The sequence below is a fragment of the Dokdonella sp. genome, from assembly GCF_017744955.1.
Lineage (GTDB): Bacteria > Pseudomonadota > Gammaproteobacteria > Xanthomonadales > Rhodanobacteraceae > Dokdonella_A.
Genome location: NZ_JAGIAG010000006.1, coordinates 124,098 through 144,599, shown reverse-complemented (window position 1 = coordinate 144,599; position 20,502 = coordinate 124,098). Strand labels below are relative to the sequence as shown.

The window sequence follows — 20,502 nt, the reverse complement described above, 5'->3', positions numbered from 1 at the left end:
TGCCCAGAGCGCTCGCTGCAGCGAGACCGCGCGTCGCCCGGAAGCGACATGCCCGTGGGAGCGTGCCTCTTCGGCGTGCTCCGCGACGGATCCCCGCGTCCGCGGGGACGACGGCGAATGGGAGAGCGACGATTTCATCGCGCCGCCTCCTTCATCTTCGCGATCCGCGGCAGCAACTGCGTGGCGATGACGTTCGGCGTGATCGGGCTGATGTACTTGTAGACGATCACGCCCTGCGCGTCGACGAGGAAGGTCTCCGGCGCGCCAGTCACGCCGAAGTCGATCGCGACGTCGCCGGGAAGGTCGGCGACGACGAGGTCGTAGGGATTGCCGTACTGCGCCAGCCAGCGCTTGGCGTCTTCCGGCGGATCCTTGTAGTTGAAACCGACCAGCTTGATGCCGAGCTGCTTGCCGAGCCCGCTCAGGATCGGATGTTCTTCACGGCAGGCGAAGCACCAGCTGGCGAACACGTTCAGCAGGTACGGCTGGCCGGCGAGGTCCTGGTTGGCGATGCGCCGCTCCGGGTCGTCGAGCGTCGGCAGCGAGAACGCCGGCGCCGGCTTGCCGATCAGCGGCGAGGGGACTTCCTGCGGGTTCTTGTACTGGCTCCACCAGACGCCGAAGCCGAGCAGGGCGAGCACGAGGACGAAGCCGGCGAGGGGGAGGAGGCGCGCGTTCATGCGGTGGAGCCGGGATTGGGGATTGGAGCTTCGGGATTCGGAAAAGCGGCTGGTATTCGGGCTTCATCGCTCCTGCGACTCCCGACTCCCGACTCCCGAATGCCGGCGATCGCGCGAAAGCGCCGATCGCAAGCCGCGACGAAGCCGCCGAGCATCATCAGCAGCGCGCCGAGCCAGATCCAGCGCACGAACGGTTTGACGTAGATGCGCACGGCCCAGGCGCCGTCGTCGCCCACCGCTTCGCCGAGCGCGACGTAGACGTCGCGGAACAGGCCGGGGTCGATCGCCGATTCGGTCTGCACCTGCTGGTTGCGCGTGTACTGGCGCTTCTGCGGATGCAGCACCGCGACGACCGCGCCGTCCTTCGACACCGTGACGGCGCCCTGTTCGGCGGAGTAGTTCGGGCCGGGCACCGATTTCACGCCGTCGAAGCGGAAGCTCAGCGCACCGATCTCGACGCTCTGCTCGGGCGCCAGGCGCACGTCCTTCTCGACGCTGGTCGCCTCGACGATCAGCACGCCGGCGAGGAACACGGCGACGCCGAAGTGCGCGCAGATCATGCCGAGCATTTCCGGCGTGAAGCGGCGCCCGCGCGGCGCGTGACGCCAGCGCGAGAGCGCGTACAGCGCGATGCCGATGCCGACCCAGAGCGAGGCGGCGACGCCGAACAGCGCCTTCCACGGCAGCTCGCCGGCGATCAGCCAGGCCGCGATCGCGGCGAGCACGGCGACCGCCGCGGCCGGCCGCAAGGCGCGCAAGGCCCCGTCGAGCTGGCCGGCGCGCCATTTCAGCATCGGCCCGAACGGCAGCAACGCCACCACCGGCAGCATCAGCAGCACGAACATGAAGCCGAAGTACGGCGGTCCGACCGAGATGCGCCCGAGATCGAACGCCTCGCCGATCAGCGGATACAGCGTGCCGAGCAGCACCATCGCCGCGGCGCAGGTGAACATCAGGTTGTTCACCAGCAGCACGGTCTCGCGCGAGACCGCGGCGAACGGCTCGCCGCCGGCGACCTTCGGCGCGCGCAGCGCGTACAGCAGCAGCGAGCCGCCGATGACGACGGCGAGGAAGCACAGGATGAACAGGCCGCGTTTCGGATCGGCCGCGAACGAATGCACGCTGGTCAGCACGCCCGAGCGCACCAGGAAGGTGCCGAGCAGCGACAGCGAGAACGCGAAGATCGCCAGCAACAAGGTCCAGGCGCGGAACGAGCCGCGCTTTTCGGTGACCGCCTGCGAGTGGATCAGCGCGGTGCCGACCAGCCACGGCATGAACGAGGCGTTCTCGACCGGATCCCAGAACCACCAGCCGCCCCAGCCGAGCTCGTAGTACGCCCACCACGAGCCGAGCGCGATGCCGAGCGTGAGGAAGCCCCAGGCGACGTTGGTCCACGGCCGCGCCCAGCGTACCCAGCGCACGTCCAGTTCGCCGCCGATCAGCGCGGCGAGCGCGAACGCGAACGCGACCGAGAAGCCGACATAGCCGGTGTAGAGCATCGGCGGATGCACGATCAGGCCGAAGTCCTGCAGCAGCGGGTTGAGGTCGACGCCGTCGGCCGGCATCGGCAGTTCGCGCGAGAACGGGTTGGATGTCAGCACCGTGAACAGCAGGAAGCCGAAGCTGACGAAGCCGAGCACGCCGATAACGCGCGCGATGAAGTCGTCCGGCAGCTTGCGGCTGAACGCGGCGACCGCGACGGTCCAGACGTTCAGGATCAGCACCCACAGCAGCAGCGAGCCCTCGTGCGCTCCCCACACCGCCGAGAAGCGGTAGTACCAGGGCAGCAGCGAATTGGAGTTCTGCGCGACATAGGCGACGGAGAAGTCCTGCGTGGCGAACGCGTAGGTCAGGATCGCGAACGCGAACACCACGAACACGGCCTGTCCGGCCACCGCGGGTCGCGCGACCGCCATCAAGGCGCGGTTGCCGGTTTGCGCGCCGAGCAGCGGCAGCACGCACTGCGCGACCGACAACAGCAGGGCGAGGATCAGGGCGAGTTGACCGAGTTCGGGGAGCATCGCGGGGGAGGGCGGGACGGACGGACGCGTAGATTACGCTAGCCGACCGGGGTGGCAACGCTTCTGCGACGATAGAGCGCGATCCGGCGCCCCGCGGGAGGCTGAAGGGACGCTCGGCACGACGAGCGCCGCGCCGTCGTGAACGCATCCGGGCGAGACACGCGCAGGCTTCGCCCTCGAAAAATCTTTCTGCCGTGTCGATTACGGCGCCTTTCGCTCGATTCCGCACCGCGGGATTTTCATTCTTCTATTTTGCCAATCCACGCACCAATATCGTGTGTTCGAAGCGGCGTATGCTCCCGCCGCGGGTATTGGGGACATCAAGGAGAACGATCCGATGTTGAGCAGGAAATGGTTGCAAACGTATTTCCGGAAGGTTGCGAGGACATCCCTCCTGGGCGGTTGCGTCACGGCGCTCGGGATTCCGGTTTCCGCGCTTGCGTTTCAAGACCTCCCCGAATTCCAACAGGCCGGCGAAGAGGCCAAGAGCGACGGATTGATTCGGGACGATCTCGGCCGAATCGCTTTCATCGTCGAACTTCGCGGAGATTCCGCGAAGGGTTTCTCGTCGAACTTCGCTTCCGACAAGCGATTCCAAACGTATCAAAAAGGCGAAGCGGTCAATCTCGTGCGGTCGATGGAAAGCCAATACCGGCTGGAGGCCACGTCGATGACGAGCTGGTCGTCGACGAGCTTCACGGCATTTCTGGACGACCGGCAGTTCGATCGGCTGTCCAGGGATGCCCGGGTCGTCCAGATCCTGCCCGACGTCGCGATGACGTTCAGCGCGGACTCGACCGCCGTATGGAGCGACTCGGCGGCCACGCTCGCCGCACCTCCCAATGCGCTGTGGAACACGCTGGTTTCGCAATCGAGCGAAATGCAGGCCTGGGGAAAGCGCGCGATCAACCAGTCCACCACGTCGAGCAGCGGATCGGCGATCGTCTACGTCGTCGACGCCGGTGTCGGCCAGCACGTCGATCTGAACGTCGTTCAATGGGTGAATGCGGTGGACCACACGAACGACTGCGGCACGCGAGCGGGAGTCGCGCCGCCGCTCGCCGCTTGCACGGCGGCGAAATTGAAGAAACTCGTCGGGTGTTATACGCACGCGACGGCCGTCGCGGGAATCGTCGGCGCAAAGAGCAATGGAACCGGTGTGGTCGGAATCGATCCGGGCGCCAAGATCGTTTCGGTTTCCATTCTGGATCCGGCCGCCTATCCGAATACTCCGTCCTCTTCGTGCGTGAATCTTCCGACGGCCTCAGGCGCGACGATTCAGGCATCGCGCGTCAAGACGGCATTGGATTGGGTGGCCAGCGATATTGCCGCGAACATCCATACCGGACGACCGAGCGTGGTGAATCTTTCCCTGAATTGGGTCACGCCGAGTCAATGGCCCGCCAGTGGAATCGCCGCCGTGAAAGCCGACATGGCCGCATTGGGATCGAGTACGCCGGGCGCATTCGTGGTGCAGTCCGCGGGCAACCAGTACGCAAACGCGTGCACGTATTCCTACGGCCCGGCTTCGGCCAGCGACGGCGTGATGGTGGTGGGCGCGATCAACAACCACGGGCAGCCCGTCGTTCCGTTGCACGGCGCTCCCGGGTTCTGGCGCGAGCTGGTCGGGTTCGGGCACGAAATGGGGTCGAACTACGGCGCATGCGTGGAGGCGTGGGCGCCGGGCGACGCGGTGTTCACGACGGCTGCGCCGGTCACCAGCCAGCAGGGAGACGTCGTATACAGCACCTACGCGTACGGCGCCGGTACCTCGTTCGCGGCTCCGCATGTCGCCGGGCTCGCCGCCTATCTCATTGAAACGCGCGCGTTGACTTCGCCGAGTCAGGTCGAACAGAACGTGAGGGGGACCTTGTTCGATCTCGGCTCGCTCGATCCCGGCGGCGCCGCGATCAAGATTCCCACCTTGAATCCGATCGTCGGATCTGCGCCGCGCAACACTCCGTACGCGGAGTTCGTCCTGGCCAATCGCTGCATTTGGCCGAACTTCGCCACCGGGACGCCGCCGGCCGGCTGCCGCGTCCTGTCCGCCACCCAGGATCCGTCGTTCATCACGGGTGTCGCCCGGAATTTCGGATCGCTTTCGATGGCGGGCCAGACGAACGTCTGGGCGTCGTTCGATTCGTACGGAACGGGCGCGTACTCGTGCAAGGTTCAGATACTGGATGCGTTGGGCACGCCGCGTACGCTCTACACCGGCAAGCAGTACTACGACCCGGCCTCCTTGTTCCGGGCGAATACCTACGCAGCGTCTGCGGACTGCCCGTCCGCTTCCGGCGTCGTGGGCAACTAGCGCGGCGTTTTCCACGCGCCGTGGGCAAAGGCGGCTTCGGTCGCCTTTGCTTCCGGTCGGGACGCGCGAGGATGTGACGTCTCGCAATGCGTGGTTCGCGGCGAACGCTCGATCCGCGCTGCTCGAACCGTGTCGGTGCGGGAAGTGGGAAACGTACGCAGACGCGGTTCCGCCGATGCGAAGCCATAAAAAACCCCGCTTGCAAGGCGGGGTCGTGGGCTTTGCGCGAAAGCCGAATTGGTGGAGGCGGCGGGAATTGAACCCGCGTCCGAAGGCGCTCCGCGCCCGGCGCTACATGCTTGTCACGCTGTTTGATCTCATCCTGCGGCAACACAGCGTGCCAAGCGCACCGCAGGACCAGCCTCTTGGATTTGACCCGCCACCGAAAGGCGCCGGCGCGGGCGATCTCGTGATAATGACCCTACATCCACGAGCACGAGCACAAGTGGGTTCGGGGCTAGGCCTTAAGCGGCCAGAGCGTAGACGTCGTCGTTCGCGTCTAGTTTTTTGCCATCGGATTAACGAGGAAGATGACGCCCTCGGCATGCTCCAAGCTACTTTGCGTCCCCCGTCGAAACCATGTCGCCCCCGGGGGACCGACATAGTGGCGTCGGCGCGGCGGCAAATCAAGGCCGGCGCCGCGATGGCGGACAGGCGGGCCGGACCAGAGCGGCAAGTTTCCTCGGCGCAAGCACGCAATAGCTCTCGACCAGCAGTTCCTCGATCTCGTCCCAGTCCGCGTCGGGGGCGAGGCGCAGTCCGAGGATGTCGGCGAACCAGACCGGCTTGAAGTACGGCTCGCGGCGAAATTTCGGCGCCTCGATCCGAGCGATCGGCAGGCGGAACGTCAGTACGGTGATCGGCCCGTCGTCTCGCGCTGCCTCGGCGTAGGCCGGCGGCCAGCCGTCGTCGACGGCGATCACGTGGGCGAAGTTCTTCTTCGCCACGCACCAGCGCGTGCCGGCCCACGCCGTTTCCTCGCGAGCCTCCGGCAGCCCCAGGCAGATCGCGCGCAGCTTGGCGAGGATTTCCGCGGCGACTTCCGGACGACCGTTCATGCTCGCTCCTCGCCAGCGGGGTGCTGCGCTGTCGGATCGGCATGCTACGCCTTCCTCTCCGACGCCTGGGTTCGAGCGCGCCTCGCGTTGCCCGCGGCAGGCGTTTCAGCAGGGTGGGAAGTTCATGCGGAAGCAGGCGCCGCCGCCGGACGAATCGACCACGGCCACGTCGCCGCCGTGCACGCGCATGATTTCCCGCACCAGATTCAGTCCGAGCCCGGCGCCGCGTCCGTCGGCGCGCAGGCGGCGGAACGGTTCGAAGACCTGTTCGCGCTCCGCCGGCGGGATGCCGGCGCCTTCGTCGCCGACTTCGATGCGGCCGGGACGCAGCACGCGCACCGCGATGGTGCCGCGGCGGCCGCCGTGCTCGATCGCGTTCTGCACCAGATTGGTCAGCGCGCGTTCGATCGAGGTCGGGTCGCCGCGCACCTCGAGGTAGCCGGCGTCGGCGTCGAAGCTCATCTCGTAGCCGGCGGCGAAGGCGAGCGGCGCGAGGTCGGCCATCACGCGCCGCGCCAGTTCGACTAGGTCCACGCGCGGGAACGGATGCTGCCGGTCGAGACGCTGGCGATCGAGCAGCTGGCCGGCGAGCGTGGAAAGGCGGGCGGCGTCTTCGAGCAGGCGCGCCTTCTCCGGCCCCGGCGGCAGCGTGGACAGCCGCGTCGTCAGGATCGCGATCGGCGTACGCAGCTCGTGCGCGGCGTCGATCAGGAAGCGCTGCTGCTTCTCGTAGCCGTCGTCCAATCGCGCCAGCGCGTCGTTGACGGCGTGCACCAGCGGCGCGACCTCGTCCGGCACCGCGTCGACCGGCAACCGCACGCCGCGCTGGTCGATGTCGATGCGCTGCGCCTGCGTCGCCGCCTCGCCGAGCCCGCCCAGAGCGCGCCGCACGACCCACGGCGTGACGGCCAGCGCGGTCAGGGCCATCAGCACCAGCAGGGGCAGGATGACGATCAGATAGCTGGCGGAGGCGCCGGCGACCAGCCGCCCGAACGAGAGATTGCCCTGCGTGCCGCCGAGGATCTGCACGTCGCCGGCCGCGCTGTGCTCCCAGCTCACCAGCGCGTCGGGCCGTCGTTCGCGCCGCGCGGGATCGCGGCCGAGGCGCGCCTGGTGGACGCTGCCGAGCAGGTCGAGGATCGGTGCGAAATCCGCCGGCACCGAGCCTTCGGACAAACGCTCGCCCTGCAGGTCACGGATCACGAACCACAGATCCGGCGACTCGGCGCGCAGCCGCGCCAGCTCCGGCGTCGGCTGCAGCGCGAGCGTGCCGCCGGGTTCGCGCACCAGCGCGTCCTTCAGCACGTCGAGCGTGCCGCCCTCGTAGTCGTCGACCAGATAGCCGGTCGCCCACAGCGCGCCGACGGCGAGCGCCATCAGGAGGCTCATCAGCACGGTCTGGAACGCGACCAGGCGCAGCACCAGCCGCCACTTCAGGGAACCGCCGTGCGCCGCGTTCACGGCGTCTCCCGCAGCAAGTAGCCGACGCCGCGGATGCCCTGGATGGTGACGCCGGCGGCCGACTCGGCCAGCTTGCGGCGCAGCCGCGAGACGTGCGTGTCGAGGGCGTTCGACTGGATCTCATCGTCGACGCCGAACACCGCTTCCATCAGCACCGGTCGCAGCACCATGCGACCCGTGCGCCGCAGCAGCGCCTCCATCACCAGCAGCTCGCGCCGGCGCAGGGCCAGCGGCGCGCCGCCGACGCTGATTTCGCGGTGGCCGAAATCGAACGCGAGCCGGCCGACGCGCACGACTTCGGATTGCAACTGCGCCGGCCGGCGCAACAGCGCGCGCAGGCGCGCCAGCAACTCCTCGAGCGCGAACGGCTTGCCGAGATAGTCGTCGGCGCCGTGATCGAGCCCGGCGACGCGGTCGGCGAGATCGCCGCGCGCGGTCAGTACCAGCACCGGCACCGCGTTGCCGCGCGCGCGCAGCTTCGCGATCAGCGACAGCCCGTCACCGTCCGGCAGCTGGCGGTCGAGCACGACCGCATCGTGCACCTCGTCGACCGCCATCGCCATCGCCTGGGCGAGATCGGCGGCGTGGTCGACGAGCAGGTCGTTGCGCGCCAGCGCGCTGCGCAGCGCCGCGACCATTTCCGGTTCGTCCTCGACCAGCAGAATGCGCATGAAAATCCGTCGTCGGTGGGGCGAGTCGGTTTAGCGCCCCGGCATTGCCGCAGCCTTGCACGCGCGTGGCGCGCCCTCGTACGCCGCGTTTCCACGACGGACGAGGGCGGCGCGACGTCGCTCAGCGTGCCGCGGCGGCATCCCTGCGCACCGCGCGCCGTGCCACATGGGCCCCGAGCAACGCGCTCGCCAGCAGCACCAGCGCGGCGACGAGGAACGCGGTGCCGGGATGCGGGAACGGCGCATCCGGACCGATCGAGGCGGCGTAGACGCTGCCGAAGAACAGCGGCGAGACGACGCCGGCGATGCTGCCGACGCTGTTGTTCGCGCCTTGCAGCTGGCCCTGCTCCGATTCGGATACGCGCTGGGTCATCAGCGATTGCAACGTCGGCATCGCCAGCGCCCACAGCGCGTTCGGGAACAAGGCCAGCGTGAAGCCGAGGCCGTTCGGCGCCAGCCCCATGCAGGCGATGCCGACGGTGCCGGCGAACAGCCCGAACACCATCACCCGGCGATCGCCGAAACGCTTCACGGCGTGTCCGGTGAGCACGCCCTGCACGACCAGCTCGAGCGCGCCGGCGAGGGCGAGCAGCAAGCCGACCTGCCACGGACTCATGCCGTAGCGATAGCCGGCGTAGAGCACGAACACCGCCGAGAACACGTGATGGGCGAAGTAGAGCAGGAAGTTCACCGTCGCCAATCCCGTCAATTCCACGTGCGAGCGCAACAGGCGCAGCGCGCCGAGCGGATTGGCGCGGCGCCACGAGAACGCCATGCGCCGCTCCGGCGCCAGCGACTCGGGCAGGATGAAGGCGCCGTACAGGAACGCGATGCCGCTCATCGCGGCGGCGGCCCAGAACGGCGCCCGCGGCGACCATTCGCCGAGCACGCCGCCCAGCAGCGGTCCGGCGACGAAGCCGGCGCTGAATGCGGCGCCGACCAGGCCGTAGCCGCGTGCGCGGTTTTCCGGCGTGGTGATGTCGGCCATGTAGGCGTAGACGGTGGTGAAGCTGGCCGAGGTGATGCCGGCGACGATGCGCCCGAGCGCGAGCCACCAGAGGTTCGGTGCGACGGCCATCAGCACGTAGTCGGCAGCGAGTCCGGCGGTGGAGAGCAGGATCACCGGCCGGCGGCCGTACTGGTCGGACAGCGAGCCGATGATCGGCGAGGCGACGAACTGCATCAGCGCCCACAGCGCGACGAAGACGCCGTTGACGACGCCGGCGCGTGCGCTGGAACCGGAGAACTGTTCGATCAGCGGCGGCAGGACCGGGATGACGATGCCCATCGCCACGATGTCGAGCATCGCGGTGACGAGGATGAACGCGATCGCGGCCTTGCCGGCGCGAAAGGCAGGTTGGGTCATGAGAAAGGTTTCCGTGGTGCGCGCGCGACCGCGCGCGTGAGAAGACGGCGGACGCGTCAGGCGTTCGCCAGGATGCTGTTCAGCGGCGACGGACAAGCGGCATACGCGGCCTTGCCGGCGCAAGAGGCAGTTGAGGACATGAGGAGTTTTCCGAGGCGTGCGCGCGGCGGCGCGCGGAGGAGGGCGACGGACGCGTCAGGCGTCCGTCAGTGCGCTATTCAGATGCGGAAGACACTTTGCATAGCGGCGGACCTCGGAACTTCGTGTTGCAACCGCGCGGATCATACACGAGCGCCATCTACGCGCCAACGCGGCGGCGTGGTCAGGACTCCAGCGCGCTTTCGATCCTGCGCCGCCGTTCGACTTCGTCGCGCGAGGGTCGTTCGAGCGCGAACGAGCCGTAGTCCGGTTTTCCGACGCGCCGGTACAGATGGATCGCCACGCCGGTGCTGGAGGTGATCGTGTCGGTCAGTGTCAACGCGCTCGGCATCGCGCCGTCGCCGAACAGGCGCTTGCCGCGGCCGAGCACGAGCGGGAACACCCACAGGCGGAACTCGTCGACGAGATCGTGACGGAACAAGGTCTGGATCAGCTCGCCGCTGCCGGTCACCTGCAGCTCGCCGCCGGGCTCGCGCTTGAGCCGCGCGACTTCGGCGGCGACGTCGCCGCGCAGCAGTGTCGAGTGGTTCCAGTCGAGCCGTTGCAGCGTGCGCGAGGCGACGTACTTGCGCGTGCGATTGAGCTTGGCCGCGATCGGGTCCTCGTCGCCGACGTGCGGCCAGTGCGCGGCGAAGATCTCGTAGGTCTTGCGGCCGAGCAGCAGGGCGTCGGCGGCCTCGCTCCATCCGGTGACCAGTTCACCCATGCGCTCGTCGAAATACGGCACCAGCCAGCCGCCGTGCTCGAAGCCACCGCTGCGATCTTCGTCCGGGCCGCCCGGCGCCTGCATGACGCCGTCCAGGGTGATGAAGGTTCCTACGACCAGTTTCATGGCAGGCCTCTCGATTCGAAGGGATCATCCGGATGACGAACGAGAGCGGCGCGGATCGACATCGGGCGCGGACGGTATCGCGCCGTTTCCGCGACGCGCGATCGTGGCCGGTGTTCGCCATCGGGCGAATCGAGGTGTGCCAACGAGGAGAGCGTCGGCGCGCGGTGTTCCGCGTTTCGACCTGGCGCCGTGTCCGTTCGAGCGGCTGGCCGTCGCGGTTCGGAGGGAAGCGTTCGCCCTGCCGGGCGGGATGCTCTACTCGCGCCGCTTCGGAGCGGCAGCGGGATCGGACAGCGACGGCATCCGCGCCTGGATCTCGTCGAGCGCGCGCCGGCGTGCGCGCACCGCCTGGCGTTCGGCCCAGCGCTTGAGCACGCGTGCGCGGCGCGCGCCGGTCTGCGGATCGCGGACGGCCTCTTCGATGCGGGCGAGCAGGACGTCGACGTTCTCGCGCGAAGGTTCGCCTTCGGCCCGCGCGCCGGACCAGATGTCGATCCACTCGTCGAAGCGCTCGCCCCAGTGCAGCACGGTTCTGAGGTAGCGCGGCTCGCGGTCCTTCAGGAAGGCGAAATCGATCAACGCGGCCACCAGCGTCAGCGGACTCAGGGCGAGATCGCGCGCCGCGCCGAGCAGCAGCTTGACCTGCAGCATGGCCACGGTGCGAACCAGCGCTTGAGCCTTGCGATCGTGTTCGGTTTGCATGCGTCGAGCCTGGTGGGTTGGCGGGGTCCGGAAAACGAGGGCTTGTCGCAGGTCGGCAGGCGAATGCCGCAAGCGCCGGATGGCGCATCGCGCTCCGGCGTCCACCCGGACGCTCCGGCGCGAATTGATACGATCACGATCCGACGAAAGCAACCGGGAGATCCGCGTGCCTCACTCCGGCCTGGCGGCGTTCCGCTCCGGCTTCACTCCCGCGCACGGTCCCGTCCGCACCTGATGGATCCGGGCGAAACCTGCGCGAACTGCGGCGCCGTGCTCGGCGGCGAATACTGCCACGCCTGCGGGCAGAAGCGCTTCGTCGCGAGCGACCGCCGGTTCGGCCATCTGCTGAGGCAGTTCCTGGCTAGCGCGACCGATCTGGACGGCCGCATCTGGCGCACCTTGCGCGCCTTGCTGCTGCGCCCCGGGCTGCTCTCGCGCGAATACATGGAGGGGCGTCGCGCGGGCTGGATCTCGCCGGTCTCGCTGTTCCTCGCGGTCAGCGTGGTGTACTTCCTCGCGCCCCTGCACGGCGGCGATTTCGCCTTGCAGTTCATGCAGCAGGTATCCGGCCGCGTACGCGCCCTTGCGGCGAGCCCCGACGAAAGACTGAGCGCCGAACAGCTCGCCGGAACCGGCCAGGCGCACACGCGCTTCACCGAACGCTGGGTCGACGCGCGCGTGCGCGCCCGCGACGCGGCCGCGCGCCAGGCCTCGAACGGCGCGGCCGGCTACGGTTATCGCGACTACCGCAATGCCTACGATGCCAAGGCGGACGAGGTCAGCAAGGCGCTGGTGATCCTGCACGTGCCGCTGGCCGCGCTGGTGCTGGCCGTCTTGTTCGCGCGGCAGCGACGCTATTTCGCCGAGCATTTCGTGGTCGCGCTGCATTACTTCGCCTTCGCGCTGGCCTCGCTGCTGATCGTGATCCAGATGCGCGCGCTGCTGCGGTTCTCGCTGCCGGCGGCCTGGCTGCCTCCCGAGGCGACGTACGACTGGACCATGCGCGTCCTGCTGCCGGTGTACGCCGTGCTGGCGCTGCGACGCAGCTACGCGGTGGGATGGGGCGCGGCGATCGCGGCAGCGGCCGCGATGCTGGCCGTCATCGTCGCGGCCAACCTCTACGTGTACCGCGCGGTGCAGTTCGCGGTCACGTTCGCGTTGACCTGAGTCCTCGCCGGCGTCGTGCGGCGCGCCGCTCATCTCAGTGTGCCGGGGAGGCGCTCTCGTAGCGCTTGGCGATCTCGTCGAGCAGGCCTTGCAGGTCCTTGCGCGTGTACCAATGGCCGTTCGCCATCACACCGAGCGGCTTGCGCAGTGCGTCGAGATCGTCGAGCGGATTGGCGTCGAGCAGCAGCAGGTCGGCGCGCTGGCCCGGTGTGATCGTACCGAACCGTTCCGCATCGGGCATCGCGCGGTGGATGAATTCTCCGGGCGTGCGCGTGGCCGTCGCCAGCGCGCGGTAGCGGCCGAGTCCTGCCTGTTCGAGCGCGCGCAGGTCTTCGTGCAGCGAGAAGCCTGACGCGACGCCGGGAATCGTCGGCGCATCGGTGCCGGCGAGCAGCGGCACGCCGGCGTCGGCGAGCGCCTTGGCGAAACGTCGGAGGAAGTCGAGCCTGGCGTCGAGGCTGCCGCGGCGCCCGGCGTAGCCGCTGCCGGCCCATTCGAGGCGCCGCTCCGGCGCCAGGTAGCGGACCTCCGGTTGGCGCAGGAAGCCGGCGACGACCTCGGGCTTGCCCCATTGCCGCGCGATCGCCGCATAGGTGGCGAGGTCGGCCGTGACGAAAGCGCGGTCGCGCCCGAGCAGCTCGATCGCCGCCGGAATGCGCTGCACGTCCGGCGCGGCATCGCCCGGGTCCTGGCCGGGATCGACGAAGAACGCGTAGAGGAACTCCTCCAGGTGCGCGACCATCAGCTGGCCGGCGTCGAGCTGGCGCCGGAGTCCGACGCGCGTGACGCCGTGGCCGACGACGGGGAGGCCCTGCGCGCGACCTTCCTCGATCAGCGCGGCGAACGCCTCCGGCGAGAGGTCGTTGTAGACCTTGATGAACTCATAGCCGTTGCGCTTGGCCAACCGCACGATCCAGCGCGCTTCGTCCGCGTTGGTCACCGCGAAGTGGCCGTACCGCGGCGAGCCGTCGACGACGAACGCGGCGTAGACGTGTGGTCCCGGCCGGCGGCCTTCGTGGATGGCCGGTCGCACCTGCCCCATGAACGCATTGGATGCTTCGCCCATGTGCAGCACGCTGGTCACGCCGTTGGCGAGATAGACCTTCATCTCCTCGGCGCTGTTCGCGTGCGTGTGCATGTCGGACAGGCCCGGCGTCAGCCAGGCGCGGCCGCCGCCGTCGACGACGTGCGCGCCCGGTGGCACCGCCAGCGCCTCGCCGACGGCGTCGATGCGGCCGTCGCGGACCAGCACGGTCCGATGCGGCAGCACGCGCTCGGCGTCCATCGGCAGCACGTTGACGTCGACGAAGGCGGTGACGGTGCCGCGCGTCGCGGCCGTCTCCGCTCCGGCGGGCGCTGCCGGAGCGGCCATGAACAAGAGGGCGAAGCAGGCGAGGCGAGCGATGCGCATCAGGACCATCCATCGAGGCGCGCGAACGCACGCCGGCACCGCTTCGATGCCTCGAAGCGGCGCGGGGTTTGCACGCTCAGAGCTCGATGATCGGCTTGAAGCCGCCCCAGAACATGCGCTTGCCGTCGAACGGCAGCTTTTTGGGGTCCATCTGCGCGCCCAGGCGCGGATCGGCCATCACCTTCGGCACGATGCGGTTGCGGTCGGCGCGCGATTTGTAGACGACCCACGAGAACACCACGATCTCGCCGGGCTTCAGCTTGACCGCCTTCGGGAACGACGTCACCTTGCCTTCCGGCACGTCGTCGCCGATGCACTCGACGTAGTGCAGCGCGCCGTGCTCGCGCCAGATCTTGCCGGCCAGGCGCGCCATCTTGCGGTAGGCGGCGAGATTGGCTTTCGGCACCGGAACGATGAAACCGTCGACGTAGGACATGCGAACCTCCTCGGGAGACGACCGCCGGCGGCGGCCTTCCCTAGAGCGACGATCCGCGAAGGCTGAAATCGACACGTCCGCGAACCTTCATTCAGCGATGCCTTTCGCCTCCGCCGTGGCCGCCAGCTCCGGATGGGCGATGCGCCGCGGGCGCGCGATCAGCGGATGCACGAACACCACCGCGAGGATGATCGCCGCGCCCGCGTAGAACATCGGCGTGAGCTCGTTCTGTTCGCCGAGCAGCAGCGCCGCCAGCGCGATCGCGTAGACCGGCTCCAGGTTGGTCGCCAATTGCGCGGCGAACGCGCTCATGTGGCGCAGCGCGATCATGTACAGCGTGAACGGCAGCAGGGTGCAGGTCAGCGCCAGCGCCACCAGCAGGGCGCCGTCGCGCGGACCGGGCAATACGAACGGATTGCCGCCGAGCGCGGGATGCACGAGCGCGAGCAGCGGCGCCAGCAGCATCAGCGACAGCGTGCCGGCACCGAGTTCCAGGCCGGTCACCGCGAACGCGTCGCCGTGCTCGACCATGCGCTTATTGAGCGAGCCGAACAGCGCGACCAGCACTGCCGACACCGTGCCGACCAGAAGACCGAGCCGCATCTCGGTCGGCATGCCGCCGGCAACCAGGGCGACACCGGGCAGCACGGCGATGCCGAGCAGCAGTTCGCGCAGCGAGAAGCGGCGCCTCGCCAGCTTGGGCTCGATCAGCGCGGTGAACGGCGTCGCCAGCGCGATGCAGGTCGCGCCGACCGAGGCGTTGGCGAGCTTGATCGAGGCGTAGAACGTGAGCCAGTGCAACGCGACCAGCACACCGATGCCGGCATAGGCGAGCATCACCCGGCCCGACATCGCGCGCAGTCCGCGCCAGGCGCGCGGCAGCAGGGCCAGCACGGCGACCACCAGCAGCATGCGCCACCACACCAGCGGCAGCGCGTCCAGCGTGATCAGCTTGCCGAAGATCGCGGTGAAGCCCCACAGCACGACGCAGAGGTGGATCTGCCACTGGGCCTTGGCGGTGGGGGAGAGTGCGTGCACGACGATGTGTCCTCGGACGATCCATTCGGGAGAAGCGTTGAAGCCGCGCGGCTCCGCTGCACCATGCCGGCAGCGGACATGGCGCGGAGCGACCGCGAATTGCCGCGCTCATCGCAGCCGAGGCATCGCTTCAGCCGGCTCCACGTCGATGATGCGGTGCATCATTCTAGCGTGGCGCGCCTGTCACAGGCGTCGTCTCGTGGAAACGCGCTCGCGAGTGCCATCGTCATCGAAAGCCGCGACTGGCGTTGCCGGTGCATTGGCAAACCGCACCGGTCGCCGGGACAATCGACGCATGAATCGTCACGCCCGCACCCTTGTCGAGCTCAACGGCCAGCCGGCCGGACTCGACGACCTGCGTCTGCTCGCCGTGCAGAACTACGGCCACTTCACCTCGATGCAGGTGCGCGATGGCGGCGTGCAAGGCCTCGACCGGCATCTGGACCGCCTGCAGCGCGCGACGCAGGAGTTGTTCGCGCATGCGCTCGATCTCGACGCGACGCGTGGCTGGATGCGCCAGGCGGTCGCCGGCGCGGGCGAGCTCTCGCTGCGCGTGAACGTGTTCTCGCGCCGGTTCGACCGCGAGCGCCCGCTGACGCCGGCCGCGCCCGACGTACTGGTCACGACCGCGCCGGCGCGTGCCTCGGCGAGCCCGCCGCTGCGCGTCGGCAGCGTGCACTATCAGCGCGAGGCGCCGCACATCAAGCACGTCGGCACCTTCGGCCTGTTTCATCAGCGCCGCCTCGCGCAGTCGCGCGGCTACGACGACGCGCTGTTCGTCGCGTCCGACGGCGCGGTGTCGGAAGGCTCGATCTGGAACGTCGGCTTCTTCGATGGCCAGCGCGTGATCTGGCCGGACGCGCCGATGCTCGAAGGCGTCTCGATGCAGCTGCTGCAGGCCGGACTGCGCGAGAGCGGCGTCGACAGCGTCGTGCGCCGCGTCGATCTGGCCGAGGTCGCGAACTTCCGCGCCGCGTTCTTCACCAACTCCGGCTGCGCGGTGCAGCCGATCGCGGCGATCGACGAGAAGATTTTCGCCGCCGCGCCGGAGCTGGTGCAGGCGCTCGACGCCGCGGCGCGGATCGCGCCGTGGCAGGCGATCTAGATCGGCCGTCTCTTTTACCCAGGGTCGACGCCGCCGTCTTGGGACGAGCGGGAGGAAGCGCGCCACCAGGCGGATGCGCGCAGCGACTCGGGTCGTCGCACCGGAGGCTCGCTTCGTCGCAACACGTGCCGCGCCGGCTGGAATTGCGGCCGCGGCCGCCGATCATCGGCCGATCTTCCTACCCGGAGCCGGCGCATGCCGATAGTTTCCACGCGCTTGTCCGCGCTGTGCCTGGCCGCGGTGTGCCTCGGCACGGTTCACGCTGTCGAACCATCCGTGCCGCAGGTGTTCGCACCCGGCGTTCTATCCGGCCCTGCGCACGATTCGGCGCCGGCGTTCACCCCGGACGGCGACACGGTGTACTTCGGCCGCAGCAGCGCCGCGCAATCGACGATCCTGGTCGCGCATCGGCGCGGCCGCAGCTGGTCGACGCCAGAAGTCGCATCGTTCTCCGGCGAGTGGGGCGACATGGAACCGGCGATGGCACCGGACGGTTCGTACCTGGTCTTCGTGTCGAGCCGGCCAATCGCTGCCGGCGGAGCGGAGATCCAAGGTCGCTTCAACGGCGCGATGCAGAAGGGCGGCAATCTCTGGCGCGTCGATCGCCGCGGCGCCGGATGGGGCACTCCGGTGCGTCTGCCCGACGCGGTCAACATCGGCACCGCCACGTTCGCGCCGAGCGTCGCCGCCGACGGCAGTCTCTGGTTCATGGCCACCGATGCGGACAGCGGCAAGTTCCGCCTGTTCCGTTCGCAATGGCACGATGGCGCGTTCGAGAAGGCGCAGCCTTTGCCGTTCAGCGACGGCAAGGTGACCGACGTCGATCCGGTCGTCGCGCCGGACGAGTCGTTCGTGGTGTTCGGTTCCGGCCGCCTGAAGGGACGCGGCATCGACCTGTTCGTCGCGTTCCGCGACGGCGGCGGCTGGGGCGAGCCGATCTGGCTGGGCGACGTCGTCAACAGTTCCGGTTCCGACGCCGAGCCGCGCCTCGATCCCGATCGGCGCACGCTGTACTTCAGCAGCGAGCGCACGCTGCCGGTGGCGTTCCCGCGTAGCCGCGAGCAGGCGATCGTCGACCAGGCGCGCCTGCTCGCCTGGGACAACGGCAACTACAACCTCTGGAGCGTGTCGCTGGCGCCGTGGCTGGACGCGCATCGCGACGGCACGCCGATGCCGGGTGTCGCCGCGGGACCGTGATCAGGCCGTGCTGCGCAGGCGTTCGAGCAGGCCCATCGCCGCGTGCGGCGCGCGTTCCTTGGCGCCGTTGATGAAGAAGACGAACACCTCGCGGCGCGCGGACGTCGGCGCCGCCGGCAGCACGCGCGGCAGATCGTCCGGTTCGTCGCCGGCCGCCCAGGCGTTCGCGCGCGCGGCCCAGCGGTCGAGCGCGGCGGGCGGGTAGCCGCTGGCGAGGTTCGCGTCGCTGCACATCAGGCGCGCGTAGACGAAGTCGCCGGTGACGTCGGCGAACGACGGATGCTTCGGCGAATCGGTGAATACGGTCGCGACGCGGTAGCGGCGTGCGAGTTGGAGATACTCGTCGCTGCGGAAGCTCTCGTGGCGCACCTCGGCGACGTGGCGCAGCGCGCGCCCGTCGAGCTCGCGCGGCAGCAGCGCGAGGAAGGTCTCGAAGTCGTCGCGGTCGAACGCCTTGTTCGGCAGGAACTGCCAGTTGATCGGGCCGAGCCGGTCGCCGAGTTCGGCCAGGCCGCCGTGGACGAAGTCGGCGACCGTCCTGCCGGCGTCGGCGAGCGTGCGCCGATCGGTGGCGTAGCGCGGCGCCTTCAGCGAGAACACGAAACCGTCCGGCGTCTCCGCGCGCCACTTCGCGTAGGTCGCCGGTTTCTGCGCGCCGTAGTAGGTGCCGTTGACTTCGATCGCGCTGAGCGCACGGCTGGCGTATTCGAGTTCGCGCCGCTGCACGAGCTTGGCCGGATAGAAGTTGTCGCGCCACGGCGCGTAGGTCCAGCCGCCGATGCCGACGCGAATGCCAGTGGCGGCGGAGGGACGGGCGACGAACAGGTCGGTGTCTTCGGTCTTGCGGGTCGGCATGGGCGGTCCGGTCGAGGCGGGCGGCGGCGGGCGTCGCTATGATGCGGCGTCTCGCCGTGGAAGCGTAGCCGCATGTCGAAATCGGCCCGACCGCTCGCGTTCGCCGTCGCCGTGATCGCCTGGCTGGCGCTGGTCGCGCAATACGTCCTGTTCGTCGCGGTGACCTGGAGCGATCCGGGGCCGTGGGTCGCCACGCTGCGCTACTTCAGCTTCTTCACGATCCTCAGCAACGTGCTGGTCGCCTCGACGACGGCCTTGGCGGCGATCGGTTACGGTTCGCGCACCGGCCGGTTCCTGGCCGACGCGTCGGTGCGCGGCGGCGTCGCGCTCTGCATCGGCGTGACCGGTCTGATCTATTTCTTCGTGCTGAGTTCGACCTGGGCACCGACCGGCGCGCAGTGGCTGGTGGACAAGGCGCTGCACTATGCGACGCCGCTGTCGTACTTCGCCTGGTGGACGGTCGGCGTCGAGCACGGACGGCTGCGCTGGAGCGATCCGCTGCGCTGGGTGCTGTTTCCGGCGGCCTTCCTGCTGTGGGCCTTGCTGCACGGCGCCTGGACGCATTGGTATCCGTACCCGTTCCTCGACGTCGACGCGCTCGGCTACGCGAACGTGCTGCGCAACGGCGTGCTGATCGGCGGCCTGTTCGTCGCACTCGGTTTGCTCGTCGTCGCGCTCGATCGCGTGCTGTCGCGGCGCGTGCCGGTCGTGCCTGCGGTGGCGGACGATCGGGCAGAATAGGCGCATGAGCGATTCAATCCCGTCGGCGACGGAAGCGCGCCTGCCTCACGTCGTGATCCTTGGCGGCGGCTTCGGCGGCCTGTGGGCGACGCGCGCGCTGGCCTCGGCGCCGGTACGCATCACCCTGGTCGACCGCACCAATCACCATCTGTTCCAGCCGCTGCTGTACCAGGTCGCGACGGCAGGCCTGTCCTCGCCGGACATCGCCGCGCCGCTGCGCCACATCCTGCGCCGGCAGCGCAACGTGACCGTGCTGATGGACGAGGCGGCCGGCATCGACACCGCCGCGCGTCGCGTGGCCCTCGCCGACGGCGGCGTGATCGACTACGACTATCTCGTCGTCGCCACCGGCGCGCGCCACGCCTATTTCGGTCATGACGACTGGGCCGCGCACGCGCCGGGCCTGAAGACGATCGACGATGCGTTCTTCATCCGGCGCCATCTGCTGGAGGCGTTCGAATTCGCCGAGCGCGAAACCGATCCCGCGCGGCAGGCTGAATGGCTCAACTTCGTCGTCATCGGCGGCGGCCCGACCGGCGTCGAACTGGCCGGCACGCTGGCCGAGATCGCGCGCCACACCTTGCCGAGCGAATTCCGCCGCAGCGATCCGCGCAAGGCGAACGTGCATCTGGTCGAGGCCGGTCCGCGCGTGCTGCCGTCGATGCCCGAATCGCTGTCGGAAAAGGCGCGCGTGCAGCTGCAGCAGCTCGGTGTCGAAGTGTCGACCGGGCAGGCGGTGACCGAGATCGACGAGCACGGCGTCACGCTCGGCGACCGCCGCATCGCCGCGCGCACCGTGCTGTGGGCGGCCGGCGTCGCCGCTTCGCCGCTGGGCGCGCAGCTCGGCGCCGAACGCGACCGTGCCGGTCGCGTGAAGGTGGCGCCGGACCTGTCGCTGCCCGAGCATCCGGAAGTCTTCGTGATCGGCGACCTCGCCAGCGTGACGCAGGACGGCAAGCCGGTGCCGGGCGTCGCGCCGGCGGCGAAGCAGATGGGCGCCTACGTCGGCCGCGCTGTCCGCGACCGCCTGGCCGGCCGCGAATCACGACCGTTCCGCTATCGCGACTACGGCAATCTCGCCACCATCGGACGCATGGCGGCGGTGGTGGACTTGCGCGGCCTGCACCTGTCGGGCGTGATCGCCTGGCTGTTCTGGCTGGTCGCGCACGTGTTCTTCCTGATCGGCTTCCGCAACCGCATCGTCGTGATGTGGGACTGGGTCTGGTCGTACTTCACCTACCAGCGCCACGCGCGCATCATCCTCGGCGGCAGGCGCGAGCCGCCGCAATGA

18 protein-coding genes and 1 other RNA gene are annotated in these 20,502 nt (G+C 69.1%); 6 read left to right on the top strand and 13 right to left on the bottom strand.

What is annotated here, in order from left to right:
- Positions 1–134: 134 nt before the first annotated feature.
- Positions 135–680 (bottom strand): DsbE family thiol:disulfide interchange protein, encoded by a 546-nt coding sequence (locus J7520_RS13885; RefSeq protein WP_291189279.1) that lies wholly within the window; start codon positions 678–680, stop codon positions 135–137.
- Positions 677–2,701, bottom strand: a complete 2,025-nt coding sequence (locus tag J7520_RS13880) for a heme lyase CcmF/NrfE family subunit (protein ID WP_291189277.1) — start codon at positions 2,699–2,701, stop codon at positions 677–679. The genes J7520_RS13885 and J7520_RS13880 overlap by 4 nt, the downstream gene beginning before the upstream one ends.
- A 277-nt stretch (positions 2,702–2,978) precedes the next feature.
- Here J7520_RS13880 and J7520_RS13875 point away from each other — a divergent pair, with 277 nt between their 5' ends.
- A complete protein-coding gene (locus tag J7520_RS13875; protein ID WP_291189275.1) occupies positions 2,979–5,012 on the top strand; it encodes a S8 family serine peptidase in 2,034 nt (677 codons plus the stop codon).
- A gap of 238 nt (positions 5,013–5,250) precedes the next feature.
- On the opposite strand, the gene ssrA is transcribed toward J7520_RS13875, so the two are convergent.
- The 7 genes from ssrA to J7520_RS13840 all read right to left on the bottom strand — a co-directional run bounded on the left by ssrA (position 5,251) and on the right by J7520_RS13840 (position 11,366).
- Positions 5,251–5,602: a transfer-messenger RNA gene (ssrA, locus tag J7520_RS13870) on the bottom strand.
- A gap of 36 nt (positions 5,603–5,638) precedes the next feature.
- Positions 5,639–6,070, bottom strand: coding sequence for an MmcQ/YjbR family DNA-binding protein (locus tag J7520_RS13865; protein ID WP_291189273.1), 432 nt, complete (start codon positions 6,068–6,070; stop codon positions 5,639–5,641).
- 105 nt (positions 6,071–6,175) lie between these two features.
- On the bottom strand, positions 6,176–7,531 hold the full coding sequence (locus J7520_RS13860; protein ID WP_291189271.1) for a HAMP domain-containing sensor histidine kinase: 1,356 nt from the start codon (positions 7,529–7,531) through the stop codon (positions 6,176–6,178).
- Positions 7,528–8,202, bottom strand: coding sequence for a response regulator transcription factor (locus tag J7520_RS13855; protein WP_291189269.1), 675 nt, complete (start codon positions 8,200–8,202; stop codon positions 7,528–7,530). The genes J7520_RS13860 and J7520_RS13855 overlap by 4 nt, the downstream gene beginning before the upstream one ends.
- Before the next feature lie 121 nt (positions 8,203–8,323).
- Entirely contained in the window at positions 8,324–9,568 is a 1,245-nt protein-coding gene (locus J7520_RS13850) for a TCR/Tet family MFS transporter (protein WP_291189267.1), read from the bottom strand.
- 322 nt (positions 9,569–9,890) lie between these two features.
- Entirely contained in the window at positions 9,891–10,559 is a 669-nt protein-coding gene (locus tag J7520_RS13845) for a dihydrofolate reductase family protein (RefSeq protein WP_291189265.1), read from the bottom strand.
- A gap of 255 nt (positions 10,560–10,814) precedes the next feature.
- A complete protein-coding gene (locus J7520_RS13840; RefSeq protein ID WP_291189262.1) occupies positions 10,815–11,366 on the bottom strand; it encodes a hypothetical protein in 552 nt (183 codons plus the stop codon).
- Between the two features lie 129 nt (positions 11,367–11,495).
- Between J7520_RS13840 and J7520_RS13835 the strand changes: the two genes are divergently transcribed.
- A complete protein-coding gene (locus tag J7520_RS13835; RefSeq protein WP_291189261.1) occupies positions 11,496–12,428 on the top strand; it encodes a DUF3667 domain-containing protein in 933 nt (310 codons plus the stop codon).
- Positions 12,429–12,462: 34 nt separating this feature from the next.
- On the opposite strand, the gene J7520_RS13830 is transcribed toward J7520_RS13835, so the two are convergent.
- From J7520_RS13830 to J7520_RS13820, 3 genes are all read right to left on the bottom strand, one after another.
- The gene (locus J7520_RS13830) at positions 12,463–13,839 is read right to left on the bottom strand and encodes an amidohydrolase (RefSeq protein ID WP_291189259.1); all 1,377 of its coding nucleotides are present in this window, start codon (positions 13,837–13,839) and stop codon (positions 12,463–12,465) included.
- 76 nt (positions 13,840–13,915) lie between these two features.
- Positions 13,916–14,275, bottom strand: a complete 360-nt coding sequence (locus tag J7520_RS13825; protein WP_291189257.1) for a DUF1428 domain-containing protein — start codon at positions 14,273–14,275, stop codon at positions 13,916–13,918.
- 87 nt (positions 14,276–14,362) lie between these two features.
- Complete coding sequence (locus J7520_RS13820) at positions 14,363–15,313, bottom strand: DMT family transporter (RefSeq protein ID WP_291189255.1); 951 nt, start codon at positions 15,311–15,313, stop codon at positions 14,363–14,365.
- A 295-nt stretch (positions 15,314–15,608) separates the two neighbouring features.
- Between J7520_RS13820 and J7520_RS13815 the strand changes: the two genes are divergently transcribed.
- Positions 15,609–16,418: an aminotransferase class IV family protein gene (locus tag J7520_RS13815; RefSeq protein ID WP_291189253.1), complete on the top strand. Its 810-nt coding sequence runs from the start codon at positions 15,609–15,611 to the stop codon at positions 16,416–16,418.
- Positions 16,419–16,613: 195 nt separating this feature from the next.
- Entirely contained in the window at positions 16,614–17,615 is a 1,002-nt protein-coding gene (locus J7520_RS13810; RefSeq protein ID WP_291189251.1) for a hypothetical protein, read from the top strand.
- On the opposite strand, the gene J7520_RS13805 is transcribed toward J7520_RS13810, so the two are convergent.
- Complete coding sequence (locus tag J7520_RS13805) at positions 17,616–18,470, bottom strand: DUF72 domain-containing protein (protein WP_291189249.1); 855 nt, start codon at positions 18,468–18,470, stop codon at positions 17,616–17,618. It lies immediately after the preceding gene.
- A gap of 72 nt (positions 18,471–18,542) precedes the next feature.
- Between J7520_RS13805 and J7520_RS13800 the strand changes: the two genes are divergently transcribed.
- Positions 18,543–19,211, top strand: a complete 669-nt coding sequence (locus J7520_RS13800) for a Pr6Pr family membrane protein (RefSeq protein WP_291189247.1) — start codon at positions 18,543–18,545, stop codon at positions 19,209–19,211.
- A 4-nt stretch (positions 19,212–19,215) separates the two neighbouring features.
- Positions 19,216–20,502 carry an NAD(P)/FAD-dependent oxidoreductase gene (locus tag J7520_RS13795; protein ID WP_291189245.1) on the top strand — a complete coding sequence of 429 codons (1,287 nt, stop codon included), beginning with the start codon at positions 19,216–19,218 and terminating at the stop codon, positions 20,500–20,502.